General features: G+C 64.0%; 15 protein-coding genes. 7 read left to right on the top strand and 8 right to left on the bottom strand.

From position 1 onward, the window contains the following. Nucleotides 1–21 precede the first annotated feature (21 nt). On the top strand, nucleotides 22–219 hold the full coding sequence (locus tag ASD12_RS06275; protein WP_056582983.1) for a hypothetical protein: 198 nt from the start codon (nucleotides 22–24) through the stop codon (nucleotides 217–219). A 19-nt stretch (nucleotides 220–238) separates the two neighbouring features. Here the strand turns inward: ASD12_RS06275 and ASD12_RS06270 are convergent, their stop codons facing one another. Continuing rightward, entirely contained in the window at nucleotides 239–718 is a 480-nt protein-coding gene (locus tag ASD12_RS06270) for an Lrp/AsnC family transcriptional regulator (protein ID WP_056583101.1), read from the bottom strand. An 89-nt stretch (nucleotides 719–807) separates the two neighbouring features. Here ASD12_RS06270 and ASD12_RS06265 point away from each other — a divergent pair, with 89 nt between their 5' ends. The 3 genes from ASD12_RS06265 to ASD12_RS06255 all read left to right on the top strand — a co-directional run bounded on the left by ASD12_RS06265 (nucleotide 808) and on the right by ASD12_RS06255 (nucleotide 3,455). Beyond that, the gene (locus tag ASD12_RS06265; RefSeq protein WP_056582981.1) at nucleotides 808–1,722 is read left to right on the top strand and encodes a DMT family transporter; all 915 of its coding nucleotides are present in this window, start codon (nucleotides 808–810) and stop codon (nucleotides 1,720–1,722) included. 138 nt (nucleotides 1,723–1,860) lie between these two features. Next, on the top strand, nucleotides 1,861–3,009 hold the full coding sequence (locus tag ASD12_RS06260; protein ID WP_056582979.1) for a histidine kinase dimerization/phosphoacceptor domain -containing protein: 1,149 nt from the start codon (nucleotides 1,861–1,863) through the stop codon (nucleotides 3,007–3,009). After that, nucleotides 3,006–3,455 carry a response regulator gene (locus tag ASD12_RS06255; protein WP_056582976.1) on the top strand — a complete coding sequence of 150 codons (450 nt, stop codon included), beginning with the start codon at nucleotides 3,006–3,008 and terminating at the stop codon, nucleotides 3,453–3,455. The genes ASD12_RS06260 and ASD12_RS06255 overlap by 4 nt, the downstream gene beginning before the upstream one ends. Nucleotides 3,456–3,458: 3 nt before the next feature. Here the strand turns inward: ASD12_RS06255 and ASD12_RS06250 are convergent, their stop codons facing one another. Then, complete coding sequence (locus ASD12_RS06250) at nucleotides 3,459–4,352, bottom strand: dienelactone hydrolase family protein (protein WP_056582974.1); 894 nt, start codon at nucleotides 4,350–4,352, stop codon at nucleotides 3,459–3,461. 298 nt (nucleotides 4,353–4,650) lie between these two features. Between ASD12_RS06250 and ASD12_RS34780 the strand changes: the two genes are divergently transcribed. Both ASD12_RS34780 and ASD12_RS06245 read left to right on the top strand, forming a co-directional pair. Then, nucleotides 4,651–4,800, top strand: coding sequence for a hypothetical protein (locus tag ASD12_RS34780; protein ID WP_082525274.1), 150 nt, complete (start codon nucleotides 4,651–4,653; stop codon nucleotides 4,798–4,800). A 9-nt stretch (nucleotides 4,801–4,809) separates the two neighbouring features. Beyond that, the gene (locus ASD12_RS06245) at nucleotides 4,810–5,244 is read left to right on the top strand and encodes a hypothetical protein (protein ID WP_056582972.1); all 435 of its coding nucleotides are present in this window, start codon (nucleotides 4,810–4,812) and stop codon (nucleotides 5,242–5,244) included. Between the two features lie 2 nt (nucleotides 5,245–5,246). Here the strand turns inward: ASD12_RS06245 and ASD12_RS06240 are convergent, their stop codons facing one another. Then, nucleotides 5,247–7,562: a glucose/quinate/shikimate family membrane-bound PQQ-dependent dehydrogenase gene (locus ASD12_RS06240; protein ID WP_056582970.1), complete on the bottom strand. Its 2,316-nt coding sequence runs from the start codon at nucleotides 7,560–7,562 to the stop codon at nucleotides 5,247–5,249. A gap of 321 nt (nucleotides 7,563–7,883) precedes the next feature. On the opposite strand from ASD12_RS06240, the gene ASD12_RS06235 reads away from it, so the two are divergent. After that, nucleotides 7,884–10,553 (top strand): UvrD-helicase domain-containing protein, encoded by a 2,670-nt coding sequence (locus tag ASD12_RS06235; RefSeq protein WP_056582968.1) that lies wholly within the window; start codon nucleotides 7,884–7,886, stop codon nucleotides 10,551–10,553. Between the two features lie 174 nt (nucleotides 10,554–10,727). Here the strand turns inward: ASD12_RS06235 and ASD12_RS06230 are convergent, their stop codons facing one another. The 5 genes from ASD12_RS06230 to ASD12_RS06210 all read right to left on the bottom strand — a co-directional run bounded on the left by ASD12_RS06230 (nucleotide 10,728) and on the right by ASD12_RS06210 (nucleotide 15,705). Next, complete coding sequence (locus ASD12_RS06230; RefSeq protein ID WP_056582966.1) at nucleotides 10,728–11,777, bottom strand: ABC transporter permease; 1,050 nt, start codon at nucleotides 11,775–11,777, stop codon at nucleotides 10,728–10,730. After that, on the bottom strand, nucleotides 11,774–12,571 hold the full coding sequence (locus ASD12_RS06225; protein ID WP_056582964.1) for an ATP-binding cassette domain-containing protein: 798 nt from the start codon (nucleotides 12,569–12,571) through the stop codon (nucleotides 11,774–11,776). Before ASD12_RS06225 ends, ASD12_RS06230 begins: the two co-directional genes overlap by 4 nt. 90 nt (nucleotides 12,572–12,661) lie before the next feature. Then, nucleotides 12,662–13,669 (bottom strand): substrate-binding domain-containing protein, encoded by a 1,008-nt coding sequence (locus ASD12_RS06220; RefSeq protein ID WP_056582961.1) that lies wholly within the window; start codon nucleotides 13,667–13,669, stop codon nucleotides 12,662–12,664. A gap of 99 nt (nucleotides 13,670–13,768) precedes the next feature. Further along, nucleotides 13,769–14,677, bottom strand: a complete 909-nt coding sequence (locus ASD12_RS06215; RefSeq protein WP_056582960.1) for a sugar phosphate isomerase/epimerase — start codon at nucleotides 14,675–14,677, stop codon at nucleotides 13,769–13,771. Further along, nucleotides 14,674–15,705 carry a Gfo/Idh/MocA family oxidoreductase gene (locus ASD12_RS06210; RefSeq protein WP_056582958.1) on the bottom strand — a complete coding sequence of 344 codons (1,032 nt, stop codon included), beginning with the start codon at nucleotides 15,703–15,705 and terminating at the stop codon, nucleotides 14,674–14,676. The genes ASD12_RS06215 and ASD12_RS06210 overlap by 4 nt, the downstream gene beginning before the upstream one ends. Nucleotides 15,706–15,735 lie beyond the last annotated feature (30 nt).

Genomic DNA, 15,735 nt, shown 5'->3' with positions numbered 1-15,735 from the left:
AAGCCGGTTCGAGGAACGTGCATGAAAACCGACATCAAGGTCGAGGTGGACAGGCTGGCCGCCGATCCGCGCATCACCGACTACGATTTCTGGCGTTCCCTCAAGAACGTCAACAACGAGATCTTCCACATCGCCAACAGCAACGAGCCGATCCCGTTCGATATGATCCGCTGGCGCGCCATCCTGAAGCAGGCGCGCATGAAGCGCGGCCACGCTTAGAACCCACGAATCCCTTACATCAAGCCTGGCGCTTTAGCGCCCCTAGCGGTGAACGCGCCACCACCGGCGACGACTGGATGATCGCCGTGTTGGTCATCGCGTAGGGAATGATCCGGTCGATCACCCGCTCGAGTTCGGCCACCGAGCCGACATGCGCCAGCGCAATAAAACAGTCCTCGCCGGTCACCCGGTCGCATTGCGCGATCTCCGGCAGCTCGCGGATGATTTCGGCCACGACCGCCAGTTGCCCCGGTACCGGACGGATGCGCAGCCATGCCGATAGCGGCAGGCCAAGTGCCGGGGGGTTGATCCTGACCGAATAGGCCTCGATGACGCCGCTTTCCTGCAACCGCTTGATGCGCTCGGCCACGCTCGGCGCCGACAGGCCGACCGAGCGCGCAAGCTCCGCCGTGCTGATCCGCGCGTCCCGTTCCAAAAGGCGCAGGATCTTCATATCCGTGGCATCGAGGTCGGCGCTTTCAGTTCGAAGGCGTCTCATGGAAAACTCCTTTCTTCCGGTCGAAGCATAGCCGGAGGAGCCAAACATCATCCATATAAACAGGTAAATCTGCCTGCGATACTGACCCTATGGATGATCAAACGCAAGCTCTCGCGGCAGACCCTGCCCTTGGCAACCCCACCCTCGGCAGGCTGGCGGAAAAACTGCCGCCGCATGTCTGGTTCGGCGTCAGCGCCGTCTTCCACTATCTCGGGCCGGCATTCGCCGTGCTACTTTTCCCGCATGTCGGCGTGCTCGGCATGGCATGGCTGCGCATCGCCACCGCAGCACTGATCTTCGCGCCGCTGACCCGCCCACGGCGAACCTTCGCCCGCGCCGATCGCTCGACGCGGCTGCTGTTGCTGGCCTTCGGTGCCTGCCTGGCGGTGATGAACTGTTCGTTCTACCTGGCGCTCGACCGCCTGCCGATCTCGCTGGTGGCGGCGATCGAATTCGTCGGCACCATCGGCGTCGCGGTGATCGGACTCAGGAGCCCGCGCAATATCGCCGCCCTTGCCGTTGCCGTCACCGGCACCTTGCTGCTCATCGATGTCAAATGGTCTGATGATCCCATCGGGCTGTTCTGGGCCTTCCTCAACGGCGTGCTGTTTGTCGGCTACATCTTACTCGGCCACCGCATCGCCGCTTCAGGCGCAGGCAGTGGTATCGCGAGCCTTGGCGCCGCCATGGCGATCGCCTTCATCGTCGTGCTGCCGATCGGCCTCACCGACGCCCTGCCCGCCTTTTTCACACCACCGCTGCTGCTCGCCGCCATCGGCGTCGGCATCTGCTCGTCGGTTATCCCCTACATCTGTGACCAGCTCGCTATGTCACGTTTGCCGCGCGCGAGCTTCGCGCTGATGCTGTCGCTGCTGCCGGTCACTGCGACGCTAATCGGCGTCGTCGTGCTGCACCAGATTCCGAGTTTTGCCGATTGCCTCGGCATCGCGATGGTGGTTGCAGGCGTCGCCTTCCACAAACCGGCATCACGAACTAGGCACTAGAAAAGTCTTTTGTTTCAAATCTTCGCAAGGGCTTGACGCCAATCTTCAACAGCGAAGACTCGCGACAAGATCGCTCATGATTGAACCAATTCCGCATCTGAGCCGTTGTCCCCCACGAAACCGGCTTGGAGTGTGACGATGGATTGGAAAGGAACCAGGGAACCGGCCGACGCATGGCACATGACGGACGATCTGCATGCCGAGCACGGCAAGGGCGATCCGTTCGCGGCAGCCATTCGCGCCACCCGCATGTCGATGATCATCACCGATCCCCGACAACAGGACAATCCGATCGTGTTTGCCAATGACGCGTTCCTGCGGCTCACCGGCTATGAACGGAACGAGGTCATGGGCAAGAATTGCCGCTTCCTGCAGGGGCCGAAGACAGACGACTCCGCAATCGCAAAGCTGCGCGCCGCGATCGACGAGCGAGCCGATATCAGCGTGGATATTCTGAACTACCGCAAGGACGGTTCCACCTTCTGGAACGCGCTCTACATCAGCCCCGTTTCCAACGACAAAGGCGAATTGCAGTTCTTTTTCGCCTCGCAGCTCGATGTCTCGGACCGCAAGCGCTCGGAGCATCGCGTCACGGCCGACAAGGAACGCTTCGAGAAGGCGGTGAAGGAACGCACCAGCGAACTCGAAGCAGCCCTCGAGGCGCAGACCACCTTGCTGCATGAGGTCGACCATCGCGTGAAAAACAATCTGCAGATGATCTCGTCATTGATCGTCATGCAGAGCCGAACCATAAAGGATGAAGCGACCAAGCAGTCGCTGACCACCATGCTGGAGCGCATCGAGGCCCTAAGCACCGTGCATCGCCGGCTCTACCAGTCGAAGGATGTCAGCAGGTTCGACGTTTCTGACTTCGCAAGGGACCTGGTAACCGACCTGCTGACGGCCTCGGGGCGCTCGGAAATCAAGTCCACGCTCAATCTCGAACCCATCGTCATTTCGGCTGAGAAGGCCGCGCCGGTTGCCTTGATGGTCAACGAGCTAGTCACCAACGCGCTCAAGCACGCGTTCAAGGAAAAGCCCGACGGGACGATGGCGGGCCGCATCGGCATCAAGATGAGTCAGCCAGACGGCCATTTCAACATCGAAGTGTCAGACGATGGCGTCGGCATGGCCGACGCCAGTGGCGAGGCGTCTTTCGGCATGCGGCTGATCAAGTCGCTGGCCCGCCAGTTGCGCGCCGACATCGAATGGCGCGACGCCGGCCCCGGCACCAGGGTCGTCATCTCGATGCCCAACGAACCGCAGCAAAAAGGGAATGTGTCATGATTGAACCGCTCAAGGTCCTCATCGTCGAGGACGAGGCGCTGCTGGCAATGGAACTGGAAAGCCTTGTAGAGGAGGCCGGCCACAGCGTCGTCGGCTGGGCAACCTCGTCGGCCGAAGCAAAGAGCATGGTTGATACGACGGATGCCGATATCGCCTTTGTCGACATCCATTTGACCGACGGCCCGACTGGCGTCGAGGTGGCCGAGTATATCGGCGAGAAGAACAACTCCATGGTCGTGTTCATGACCGCCAATCCGAAGCGCATTCCCGATCATTTCGCTGGTGCGGTCGGGGTCATTGCCAAGCCTTACACGATGAACGGGCTGAACTCGGCCTTGCGCTATCTGCAGGAGGGTGTGCGCCGCCCGCCCCCCAGTTCGGTGCGACCGGCCGGCTTCACCCTGTCGCCGGCCTTCGAAACCGTCTGGGCACCCTCGACCGCCTGACGGCTACTTCAACTTCTCCTTGAAGAAGGCGATCGTGCGCCCCCAGGCCAGGTCGGCCGCCTTCTTGTCGTAGCGCGCTGCCGACGTATCGTTGTTGAAGGCGTGGTTGGCGCCTTCATAGACATAGACCGTGTATTCGACATGCGCCGCGTCGAGTTCCTTCTTGAAGGCGTCGATGCCGGCATTGATGCGCTCGTCCAATCCGCCATAGTGCAGCAGCAAGGCCGCCTTGATCTTCGAAACATCGGCGGCCTTCGGCTGCATGCCGTAATAGGCAACGGCAGCACTGAGATCGGGCGCGTCGACGGCCAGCGTGTTGACCGTGCCGCCACCCCAGCAGAAGCCGACGGCGCCGACCTTGCCATTGCCATCCTTGTTGCTCTTGAGGAAAGCGACCGTTGCCACGGCATCGGCGGCGGTCTGCGTCGGATCGAGCTTGGCGAACATGTCGCGCGCCTTGTCTTCATCGTCAGGCGTGCCGCCGAGCGGCGACAGAAAATCCGGCGCCAGCACCACGAACCCTTCCAGCGCCACGCGCCGCGCCACATCGCGTATATGCGGGTTGAGACCCCTGTTCTCATGCACGACGATAACCGTGCCGAGCTTGCCCGTCTGGTCCGCCGGCTTGACCAGGTAGCCCTTCATCTCGCCACCGCTGCCGGGGTAGCTGATGTCCTCGCCCTTCACCCGCGGATCGTTTTCGGCGACGATTGCCGCTTGCGCGGAATTTGCCGCCAGCAGCGGCGCGATCGCGGCCGCCGCCGCACCTGATCCGGCAAGCCGGGACAACTGCTCCATGAACCGGCGGCGATCGAGCGTCAGATGCGTGTATTCGTCATAGGCATCGATCATCGCCTGGGTAATGGCAGGCTTGGTGTTGGCGTCCGGTTTCGTCATGGATGTGCTCCTCGGCTTCGGAAAGTCTCGTTGCGGCGCAAGATAGGGTCGAGACTTGCATGGTCCAGTCACGCTTGGGTGACGGTGCTCGCCAGGCAGGCCACGAGGGGCGCGATCCCCAAGGCCTATCTCCTGGTTTCGGCGCGAAAGCCGTGACGCGGAAGCACCCGCCTTAATCACATTTTGGTCATTTTCGACAATCTTGATGCTGCTGCCACAATATAAGGGAAAGCTGCCGGTGACGGTCTCGTCCCTGCCCTGCAGTCGCGCTCATTCTGACCAAGAAGGAACAACACCCATGACCTTCTCCACCCCGATCTTCGCAACGGCTTTCGCGCTCGCCACTGCTGCCCTGCTGGCACTCCGGTCGGCTGCTTCCGCCAGGCAATCGATGGTCAAGGTGCGCAGCAATCAGCGCCATCCGGCAAACACGAAAACCCAGGGTTGAGGTGAGACCATGAACGTCCAGGACATCGTCAACACCGTCTCGCAAAAAGCGGGCCTCGACCAGGCGACGACGGAAAAAGTCGTGGGGACCATTTTCTCGGTGCTCGAACACGAGGCGGAAGGCACCAGCGCCTCGGCTTTCTTCGCCAAGATTCCCGGCGCGGATGATCTCGCCCACCAATATGACGTCATGGCCGCCGCCCCGGCCGGCGGTGGCGGTTTCCTGTCGTCGCTTCAGGGCGCGCTTGGCGGTGTTCTCGGCGAGAAGGCCGGTGCGCTGATCAACGGCCTCGCCGCGCTCAAGGCATCCGGCCTCGATATGGCACAGATCCAGAAGGCCGGCGAGACGCTGGTCCAGCAGGCCGAAGCCGCCGCCGGACCCCAGCTGACCAACCAGGTGCTCGGCTCGGTGCCCAGCCTGAAGAGCCATCTGGGGCTCGGCTAGCCCTACTTCGGCAGCGCGTAGGCCATCACATAATCTCCCGGCTTGGTCCCGACCGAGCCGTGACCACCGGCGACAATGACCACGAACTGGCGGCCATCGGCCACCGTATAGGTCATCGGCGTCGACTGACCACCGGCCGGCAGCCGCGCCTGCCACAGCTGCTTGCCGGATGTCAGCTCATAGGCACGCAGATAGTCGTCGACCGCCGCACCCAGGAAGGCAACGCCGCCAGCGGTGATCATCGGCCCGCCAATGCCCGGCACCCCGACCTTCAGCGGCAGCGGCAGCGGCGTCATGTCGTAGACGGTGCCGTTGCGGTGCTTGTAGGCGATCTTGCCGGTCCTGAGATCGACGCCGGCGACATAGCCCCAGGGCGGCGCCTGGCAAGGAATGCCGAGCGGCGAGAGAAACGGTCCCATCACCACTGCATAGGGCGCGCCCTCGTTGCGGTTCAGTCCCTGCTCGCTGCCGCGACCCTCGTCCGGCGGCGGCACCTGGTCGCGCGGAATGAGCTGTGACTTGAAGGCCAGATAGGTCGGCATGCCGAACAGCACCTGCCGGACCGGGTCGACAGCGACACCACCCCAGTTGAAGGTGCCGAAATTGCCGGGATAGATCAGCGAGCCCTGGACGGAAGGGGGTGTATAGCGGCCCTCATAACGCAGGCCCTGGAATTCGATCCGGCAAGCCAACTGGTCGAACATGGTGAGGCCCCACATGTCGGCGCCGGTGAGCGGTTTCGGCATGAAGGTGAGATCGGAGACCGGCTGCGTCGGCGATGTGTGATCGCCCTCGATCGCGCCGCCGGGCGCCGCCACCTCGTTGACCGCGATGACCGGCTCTCCGGTGCGGCGGTCGAGCACATAGAGGTCGCCCTGCTTGGTCGGCCCGACCAGCGCCGGGACGATCATGCCGTCGGGTTTGGTGATGTCGATCAGGCTCGGCTGCGCCGGCACGTCCATGTCCCAGAGGTCGTGATGTACGGTCTGCCGCACCCAGCGCACCTGCCCGGTGTTGAGATCGAGCGCGGTGATCGACGACGAGAACTTCTCGACATTGTCGCTGCGCCCGGCGCCGAGCTGATCCGGCGTCTGGTTGCCGAGCGGCACGTAAAGCAGGCCGAGCTTCTCGTCGGCGCTCGGCGTCGACCACATGTTGGGCGAGTTGGCGGTATAGGTCTGGCCGGCTGCCAGCGGCGTCGTCTGTTCCGGATTCCCGGAATCCCAGTTCCATAGCAGCTTGCCGGTGCCGACATCGTAAGCGCGGATGACGCCCGACGGCTCCTGCGTCGAATAATTGTCGTTGACCGCACCGCCGACGATGATCTTGCCGCCCGAGATCAGCGGTGCCGAGGTCGAGTAATAATAGCCCGACTTCGGATAGGGCATGTTGGTCAGAAGGTTCAGCGTGCCGCCCTCGGCGAAAGTCGGACAGACCTGCCCGTTGGCGGCATCGAGCGCGATCAGCCGCGCGTCCGAGGTCGGCAGGTAGACGCGCGCAGCACAGGGCTGCCTGGCGGCGATTGCGGTATCGGCATAATAGGACACGCCGCGGCAGGTCTGGTGCTGGCGGTCCTTGTCGAGCTTGATCTTGGGATCGTAGCGCCATTTCTCCTTGCCGCTCGCCGCATCGATGGCGATGGCGAAATTGTGCGGCGTGCAGATGTAGAGCATGTCACCGATCTTCAGCGGCGTCACCTGATAGGTGGTCTCCACGACGTCGTCCGGTCCCTTCACGTCGCCGGTGCGGTAGGTCCAGGCCGGCTGTAGCTTGGCGACATTGTCCGGCGTGATCTGGTCGAGCGGCGAATAGCGCTGGCCGAATTGCGTGCGTCCGTAATAGTGCCACTCGCCGGCCGGCACATCATTGCCGAGGTTGGCGTTGGCGATCACCTTGTCGGTGGAGAGTTCGCCGGCAATGTCCTTCGGATCTCCTGTCATCGAATAACCGGCGACGGCAAGCGATGCCAGCACGGCAAGGATGAGCGGCGCTCGCGCGTCAGGGCCGGCAAGACCCCGCCTCGCCCATGGCGTCAGCAGCCACAACGCCACCAGCACGATGATGCCGCCGCGGGGCCCAAGTTCCCACCAGTCGAAGCCGGTTTCCCAGACCGCCCAGGCCAGCGTGCCGACCACGATCGCCGCGTAGAGCCACAGCGCGGTGGATCTGCGCCGGTAGAGTAGCCAGGCGGCGATCAGGAAGGCGAGGCCGGTGATGATGTAATACCAGCTGCCGCCCAGCATCGCGAGACGGATACCACCGCCGCCGAGCGCAAGACCGATGAGCAAGAGAATGAGGGAGGTGATGGTGACAGCCAAGATGATACTCCTTCGACTGTTGCGCGCTCTCGCGGCGCGGCCATGGGCAACCCGGCGTTACCTTCCTGCCCTGAACGCAACTTTCTCCTGCCTGCCGCGCCTGTCAAGTTGGCCACACGCCACGGTGGCAATCCATCTTGCCTGTATCAGGGTTTTCCAGCATTCTCGGCGCCTTGATGACGGAGGAGGCGCGCTCGTTCGACCATCGATTTTTCGTCGCCCTCGGCTACCGCAAGGCCTGAACGGCGATATCAGGCACTTTACTGGAACAAAACGTAGACACTTCTGGTCTTTCGCTCCCGAATCACTACATTCGGGGCAATGTCCGGCTTTTCCGAAGACATGCCCTTTTTCGACGAACCCAATGCGCGGCCCACGGCCCCGTCGGGCATTGCCGCACGCGCCATGGCCGCCCGCAGCGGCCACAACAATGCACCCGACTATCTGAAGGGGCTGAACCCCGAACAGCGGCTGGCGGTGGAAACCACCGAAGGTCCGGTTCTGGTGCTGGCCGGCGCCGGCACCGGCAAGACCCGCGTCTTGACCACCCGCATCGCCCACATCCTCGCCACCGGCAAGGCCTTCCCGTCGCAGATTCTTGCGGTGACCTTCACCAACAAGGCCGCGCGCGAGATGAAAATTCGCATCGGCGTCCTGATCGGCGAAGGCAATGTCGAAGGCATGCCCTGGCTCGGCACCTTCCACTCGATCGGCGTGAAGCTGCTGCGCAGGCATGCCGAACTCGCCGGTTTGCGCTCCGATTTCACCATCCTCGACACTGACGACGTCGTGCGGCTGATCAAGCAGCTGATCCAGGCCGAAGGGCTCGACGACAAGCGCTGGCCGGCCAAGCAGTTCGCCCAGATGATCGATGGCTGGAAGAACAAGGGGCAAGGTCCGGCCGACATCGCCGAGGGCGACGCACGCGCCTTCGCCAACGGCAAGGGCCGCGAACTTTACAAGGCCTATCAGGAGCGGCTGAAGACGCTGAACGCCTGCGACTTCGGCGACCTTCTGTGCCACCCGATCCGCATCTTCCGCGCCAATCCGGACGTGCTGAAGGAATACCACAAGCGCTTCAAATACATCCTCGTCGACGAGTACCAGGACACCAACACCGCCCAGTACATGTGGCTGCGCCTCCTGGCGCAGCGGCCTGATGCGGGACGCGCGTCGACATCGACGGATCTGCGATCGGCCGAAGGCCGCAAGCCCGACCGGGCGTCGGCCGGCCAGGCCGCCCCCGCGGAGGCCAGCGAGCGAAGCGAGCGGACGGCCGTGAGCGACAACAAAGTCAACATTTGCTGCGTCGGCGACGACGATCAGTCCATCTATGGCTGGCGCGGCGCCGAGATCGACAACATCCTGCGCTTCGACAAGGATTTTCCGGGCGCCACCATCATCCGGCTGGAGCGCAACTACCGCTCGACCGCGCACATACTGGGCGCCGCCTCCCACCTCATCGCCCACAATGAGGGCCGTTTCGGCAAGACGCTGTTCACCGACCGCGACGAGCCGGAGGACGGCAAGGTGCATGTCCACGCCGCCTGGGATTCCGAGGAGGAAGCCCGCGCCGTCGGCGAGACCATCGAGACCTACCAGCGGCAAAAGCACAATCTCAACGACATGGCGATCCTGGTCCGCGCGTCCTTCCAGATGCGCGAGTTCGAGGACCGCTTCGTCACGCTCGGCCTCAACTATCGCGTCATCGGCGGCCCGCGCTTCTACGAGCGCATGGAGATCCGCGATGCGCTGGCCTTCTTCCGCGTCGTCGCGCAAGGCGCCGACGACCTCGCCTTCGAGCGCATCGTCAACGTGCCGAAGCGCGGCCTTGGCGAAGCCACCATCCGCCAGATCCACGACACGGCGCGTGCGCTGCGCATCCCGATGCTGGAAGCCGCCGCCAAGCTGGCTGAAAGCGACGAACTGAAGCCGAAGCCGCGCGCGGCTCTGCGCGAGGTGTCAGCCAATTTCGAGCGCTGGCAGAAGGCGCTGGAAACCACGCCGCACACCGAACTCGCCGAGACCATCTTGGAAGAGAGCGGCTACACCGACATGTGGAAGAACGACCGCTCGGTCGAAGCGCCCGGCCGGCTGGAGAACCTGAAGGAGCTGATCCGCTCCATGGAAGAGTATGAATCGCTGCGCTCCTTCCTCGAGCATGTAGCACTCGTCATGGACGCCGAGCAGAACGCCGGGCTGGACGCCGTCAGCATCATGACGCTGCATTCGGCCAAGGGCCTCGAGTTCGAGACCGTCTTCCTGCCCGGCTGGGAAGAAGGCCTGTTCCCGCATCAGCGCGCGCTCGATGAAGGCGGCCGCTCCGGGCTGGAGGAAGAGCGGCGGCTCGCTTATGTCGGCCTGACCCGCGCCAAGAAGAACCTGCATCTGTGGTTCGTCTCCAACCGCCGCATCCACGGTCTGTGGCAGTCGACCATCCCGTCGCGCTTCCTCGACGAACTGCCGGAAGCCCATGTCGAGGTCGCCGAAAGCGGCAACTCCTATGGCGGCTACGGCAATTCCTATGGCGGCGGTTCTTTTGCCTCCGGTCGCGGCGGCCAGGGCGCGGGACGGCAGAACCCCTATGGCGCCTCGCGCTTCGACACTGTCGGCGCCGACACCGAAAAATCCGGCGCCTTCTCCAACACCTATGCCACACCGGGCTGGCAGCGCGCGCAGGCCAACCGCACCGAGGCCACCGACCGCAACTGGGGCTCGCGCTCCGGCCATCAGGTCGAGCGCATCGGCTATGGCGAGACGGACAGCGGCTACGGCGCCGGCCGCACCTCGGTCAAGGGCCGCACCATCGACGGCGAACTGGTCGCCAAATCCGTCGCCGACAAGCCGTCCGCCTTCAACGTCGGCGACCGCGTCTTCCACCAGAAATTCGGCAACGGCAACATCTCGGCCATCGAAGGCAACAAGCTGACGATCGACTTCGACAAGGCCGGCCAGAAGCGCGTGCTGGACGGGTTCGTCGCGGCGGTGTGAGCGTCCGCTTGCCCCATTGTCCTACAAGCGACCATTCTCTGGCGGAAGCCCCCCTACCTTCGTCATCCACGGGCGGAGCAGGAGCGAAGCGACGTCGCGGAGACCCGAGGATGACGAAACGATGAGCGTCTGCGCCAATCGTCAAGGCATGCGGTCCGCCGACAGAACAGCCCCTTACCTATACCGCGCCTGGTTCCACTTATGGCCGAGCAGCGACAGGATGATGATCAGCCCGTTGAAGAACTGGACGTAGAAGCCGCTCAGGCCGGCCGCCACGACGCCGGTCTGGATGAACGACACGGTGACGGCGCCGATGGCGCCGCCGACCACGGTGCCGATGCCGCCCCAGGTCGGCGTGCCGCCGACGAACACCGAGGCCAGCACCGGCAGGAGATAGCCGTCGCCGGCGGTCGGCCACCAGGTGAAGTTGATCATCACCGAGAAGGTGCCGGCGATCGCCGCACCGATGCCGACGAAGACGAACACTTTCACCCGCACGCGCTTGACGTCGATGCCCATCTGCTGGGCACTGTCGGGGTTGTCGCCGACCACCCTGACCTGCGTGCCGAAGCGGTGGCGGTTGTAGAGCATTGCCGACAGCACGACGAAGGCGATGGCCCAGAAAATCTGCACCGGGATGCCCCACACCTGACTGGAGAAGATCTTGTAGGCCCAGCTGTCGCTGAGGCCGGTCAGCGCCATCGACTTGCCCTCGTTGATGATCTGGATCAGGCCGCGCAGCAGGAAATTCATGCCCAGCGTCGCGATCAGCGACGACAGCCCGCCATAGACCACCAGCGAGCCGACCAGGAAGCCGAGCAGCATGCCGGTGATCAGCGCCGCGACGATGCCGAGGAATGGATCGTAGCCGGCCTGCACGAACAGCGCGAAGACCCATGAGGCAAAACCCATCGTTGCCGGAAACGACAGGTCGATCTCGCCGCAGGTGACAACGAAGACCAGCGGCACCACCACGAACAGCGCCACCGGCAACGTCGTCAGCACCGAGCGGTAGAGATACCAGGTGGTGAAGACGGTCGGGTTGGCGATCATGAACACTGCCATCATGACGATGAACACGCCGAGCGTGCCGAGCGACGCGCGGTTGTCGAGGATGAAGCCGCGCATCCAGTGATCGGATGGGTGCTTCCACTCCGTCTGGGGGCTGGGGCGAGGAATGCCGGCGGACGGCTCGTGCAGATCGGGCGCCATGGTCTTGCTCATCGTGCTCTCTGCTCCGCGTCGCCGGCATCGTGCAGCCCGGCCAACCCGCCCGGGTGTGCGACGTCTTCCATGAAGTTGATGAGGTCCTCGGCCGAGTTGACCTTGCTGCGGTCGGTCGTCAGTGCGACCTTGCCGCGATCCAGCACCACGAAGCGGTCGGCGATGTCGAAGACATGGTGGATGTTGTGGCCTATGAACAGGATCGAGCGGCCGCTTGCCCGCACCTGGCGCACGAAATGGAAGACCTTGGCGGTTTCGGTCAGCGACAACGCCGTCGTCGGCTCGTCGAGGACGATCAGCTCCGCCTGCTTGTAGATGGCGCGGGCGATCGCCACACCCTGGCGTTCGCCGCCGGACAGCTGGCCCACGATCGACTGTGGCGTGAATACCTTCGAGGTGAAGCCGATCTCGCGCATCAGCCGGCTCGCCTCCTCGATCTCCTTGTTGACCTTGATCCAGCCGAGAAAGCCGGTGAGCTCGCGGCCCATGAAGATGTTGCGCACGATCGTCTGCTGCACGGCCAGCGCCCGGTCCTGGAACACCGTCTCGATGCCGGCCTCACGCGAGCGCGCCGCGCTCCACCCGGTCACCGCCTTGCCGCGCACGAGGATCTCGCCGCTGGTCGGCTTGACCACGCCCGACAGGATCTTGATCAGGGTCGACTTGCCGGCGCCATTGTCGCCGATCAGGCCGACGACCTCGCCGCGGTCGACGCTGAGATTGACGCCGCCCAGTGCATAAACCTGGCCATAGGATTTGCTGATGTCGCGCAGTTCGATAAGGCGTTCGGCCATCGGATCCTCGCTTGTTTGTCGCCAGCGGTCCCGCCGGCCGGGGCCCGGTCCCGCCGGCCGGGGCCTGATCCCGGCCGACGGCTTGGGAGGTCAGCGCAGCGCCTGCTTGGCAAGCTCGGCGACGATCTGGTAGTTCTCCGGCGTGACGAAACCGGCGCCGGTGTCGACATTCATCGGCGCCAACCCCAGCACCACCTGCTGGCACAGGCTGAGGATCGGCAGATAACCCTGCAGGAACGGCTGCTGGTCGGCCGTCAGCTGCACCCAGCCGCCCTTGAAGGCCTCGACGATCTGCGGGCTGGTGTCGAAGCCGAAATTGAAGATGTCGCCGGGCTTCCGCCCCGCAGCCTGCATGTAGGTCGGCACATTGCCGAGCATCTGGCCACCGGGGTAGCCGACCGCCTTGACGTCGGGATTGTTGAGCAGTGCCGCGGTGATCACCGGAATCGCGAGATTCGGATCAGCTGCCCATTCGGTTGCGGAGTTGATTTGAACGACATCGACGCCGGCCTCTTTCAGTGCGGCGACTGTCCCACGCTCGCGTGCGCCCCGGCTCTCATTCTCGAACGGGCCAATCATGATCGCCTTGTCGCCGGACTTCAGCTTGCCGAGCTTGTACGCCTCGGCGCCGAGCGCGCGACCCTGCTGCTCCTGCTGGGCACCGACATAACCACCGCCGAACGCCGCCGTTACCGTCGGCACCGGCACGTTCTGGTACATCATCTTGATGCCGTCCTTGTGCGCCTGTTCGGCGAGCGGCATGATCGCCGCATCTCCCGGATGGCCCATCATGGCGATGCCGCCAGGCTTGACCGCGACCGCCTCACGCAATTGCTGCACCATCTTTTCGATGTCCCAGCCCGAGAAGATGTAGTCGACCTTCGGCCCGAGATCGGTCGCCGCCTGCTTGGCGCCATTGTAGACGATGGTGCCGAAAGCGTCGCCCTCGGCGCCGCCGACGAAAAAGCGGATATGAACATCCTTGCACCATTGGGCGTCGAGCGCCTGCGCGGGCAAGGTGGAGATTGCGGCGGCAAGCGCCGTGGCGGCGGCCACGACGGTCGAGCGCGGAAGTGTCTTTCTGATCGCGATGCTCATGCACGTTCCTCCCATTGTTTCCCTCGTCAGCCGAGGGGCTTTCTGACGATTGCTTCGGCAGTACCACTTGCGGCCGGCTCCTCCCGCCGGCCTGTGCTCTCACACCGGATTAGGCAGGTAGCTGGCGCCTCCCCGGCATTGCTTCAGATACTCCAGCGCCCGCACCTGCCCTGTGATCTCCAAATCTCCGCGATAGACCGGGTCGTGCCAGCCCTCGATGTCGATGGCGCCCTTGTACCCGGCCAGCCGTAATTCGCTGATGACCCGCGTCCAGTCGCTGTCGCCGAAACCCGGCGTGCGCATATGCACGAAGGGCAGCCTGCCGAACACGCCATGCTCGCGGATAACATCCCAGCGCACCGTCGCGTCCTTGCCGTGGACATGGAAGATGCGCGGCGCCCATTTGCGAATCTGCGGCATCGGATCGATCAAATAGACGAGCTGGTGGCAGGGCTCCCATTCGAGGCCGAGATTGTCGTCGGGCACTTCGTTGAACATCAGTTCCCAGGCGTCGGGATTGTGGGCGATGTTCCAGTCGCCAGCTGCCCAGTTGCCGTCCATCGCGCAATTCTCGAAGGCGATGCGCACGCCCTTGTCGGCGGCACGCCTGGCCAACGGCCCCCAGACTTCCTTGAAGCGCGGCAGGCTGTCGGTCAGCTTCTTGCCGCGCAGGCGCCCGGTGAAGCCGCTGACCGTCGAGGCGCCGAACAGATGCGCGTGGTCGATGACCGTTTCCCAGGTTGCGAGCACCCCGCGATCGACCTCGCCGTCTTCCAGCGGATTGCCGAACACGCCGAGCGAGGACACGATGACGTCGGCATCGCCGAGCGCCTCGCGGATCTGGCCGGCGAGCTGCGGCAGGTCCTTGCCGCCCAGTGTCTGCCAGAAGAAGGGCTGGATGCTCTCGAAGCCGAGCGGCAGGATCTGTTTGATGTAGGCGGCCGGATCGTCGAGGTTGGCCCGCACCATGGTGCCGATCCGGATGTCGAGAAGCGGGTTTGGCGTCATTGTGCTTCCTCTGCAATCGGCACCCGGCGGCCGGTTTCGGCGCTCTCTATGGCGCCAAAAACCATGGCCAGGCTTTTGATGTTGTCGGCACCGCGCGTTTCCGGCTCTCTGCCGGTCTCGATGGCGTGCATGAAATCCCTGATGATGCCGAGATGGCCACCGATGCGGTCGGCCGGATCGAGCGGCGGCACTTCGATCGGCTGGGTCTTGTCGATCAGGCCATCGCGGCCCGGCGCCAGCACCTCAGCCTTCAACGCATCGTTGCCGTCCCAAATGAGGCTACCGCGCTCAGCGACGATGCGCCAACTGCCTTCCCAACTGGTGCGGAAGCCGTCGGCGCACCAGGAACCGGCATAGGTGAAGACCTTGCCGCCACCGAGATCGAAGACGGCGCTGGCCGACGATCCCTGCCGGTACCAGGAATTGGCCGGCTCCCATTCCTGGCAATAGACGCCGGACGGCTCGCCGGCGACCATGTAGCGGGCGGCGTCGAATGTGTGGATCGCCATATCGAGCAGCAGGACATGGGCCATCTCATCGCGAAAACCGCCGAAATGCGGCGCGATGAAGAAGTCGGCATGGATGCTGGTCGCGGCACCAATGGCGCCAGAGTCCAGAAACCTTCTGATGCGCCTGACATTGGCGACATAGCGACGGTTCTGGACGACGGCATGGATGCGTCCGGCCTGGCGGGCAGCCTCGACGATGGCGCGCGCATTCTCCGGACTGTCGGCGAGCGGTTTTTCCGTCAGCAGATGGCAATTGTGGGCAAAAGCCGAAAAAGCGACGTCGCGCCGGGCGGCGGGAACCACCACATCGAACACCGCTTGCGGTTTGGTCTGATCGAGCACGGCGTCGAGACTGCTGCCGATGACGACATTGGTGAGGTCGTATTCTTGCGCCCTCGCCCGCGCCCTGTCGGCGTCGAGGTCGACAAGGCCGACAATGGCGAGCCCGTCGATTTGCCTGACGGCATCGAGCCAGGCCTTGCTCATCGCTCCGCAGCCGACCAGGACGGCATTGATCATCCAGCGCTCCTCCTCCGCTCGGTCCCTCCA

Origin of the sequence: Mesorhizobium sp. Root102, from assembly GCF_001425625.1 — a bacterium.
In the GTDB taxonomy this organism is placed as follows: Bacteria; Pseudomonadota; Alphaproteobacteria; order Rhizobiales; family Rhizobiaceae; genus Mesorhizobium.
Note: the sequence above shows the minus strand (reverse complement) of the source record. Positions and strands in the feature narration are given on the sequence as shown.

Coding starts and splice junctions, on each gene's coding strand:
- ASD12_RS06275 (WP_056582983.1), top strand. CDS start 22: ATGAAAACCGACATCAAGGTCGAGGTGGACAGGCTGGCCGCCGATCCG.
- ASD12_RS06270 (WP_056583101.1), bottom strand. CDS start 718: ATGAGACGCCTTCGAACTGAAAGCGCCGACCTCGATGCCACGGATATG.
- ASD12_RS06265 (WP_056582981.1), top strand. CDS start 808: ATGGATGATCAAACGCAAGCTCTCGCGGCAGACCCTGCCCTTGGCAAC.
- ASD12_RS06260 (WP_056582979.1), top strand. CDS start 1,861: ATGGATTGGAAAGGAACCAGGGAACCGGCCGACGCATGGCACATGACG.
- ASD12_RS06255 (WP_056582976.1), top strand. CDS start 3,006: ATGATTGAACCGCTCAAGGTCCTCATCGTCGAGGACGAGGCGCTGCTG.
- ASD12_RS06250 (WP_056582974.1), bottom strand. CDS start 4,352: ATGACGAAACCGGACGCCAACACCAAGCCTGCCATTACCCAGGCGATG.
- ASD12_RS34780 (WP_082525274.1), top strand. CDS start 4,651: ATGACCTTCTCCACCCCGATCTTCGCAACGGCTTTCGCGCTCGCCACT.
- ASD12_RS06245 (WP_056582972.1), top strand. CDS start 4,810: ATGAACGTCCAGGACATCGTCAACACCGTCTCGCAAAAAGCGGGCCTC.
- ASD12_RS06235 (WP_056582968.1), top strand. CDS start 7,884: ATGTCCGGCTTTTCCGAAGACATGCCCTTTTTCGACGAACCCAATGCG.
- ASD12_RS06230 (WP_056582966.1), bottom strand. CDS start 11,777: ATGAGCAAGACCATGGCGCCCGATCTGCACGAGCCGTCCGCCGGCATT.
- ASD12_RS06225 (WP_056582964.1), bottom strand. CDS start 12,571: ATGGCCGAACGCCTTATCGAACTGCGCGACATCAGCAAATCCTATGGC.
- ASD12_RS06220 (WP_056582961.1), bottom strand. CDS start 13,669: ATGAGCATCGCGATCAGAAAGACACTTCCGCGCTCGACCGTCGTGGCC.
- ASD12_RS06215 (WP_056582960.1), bottom strand. CDS start 14,677: ATGACGCCAAACCCGCTTCTCGACATCCGGATCGGCACCATGGTGCGG.
- ASD12_RS06210 (WP_056582958.1), bottom strand. CDS start 15,705: ATGATCAATGCCGTCCTGGTCGGCTGCGGAGCGATGAGCAAGGCCTGG.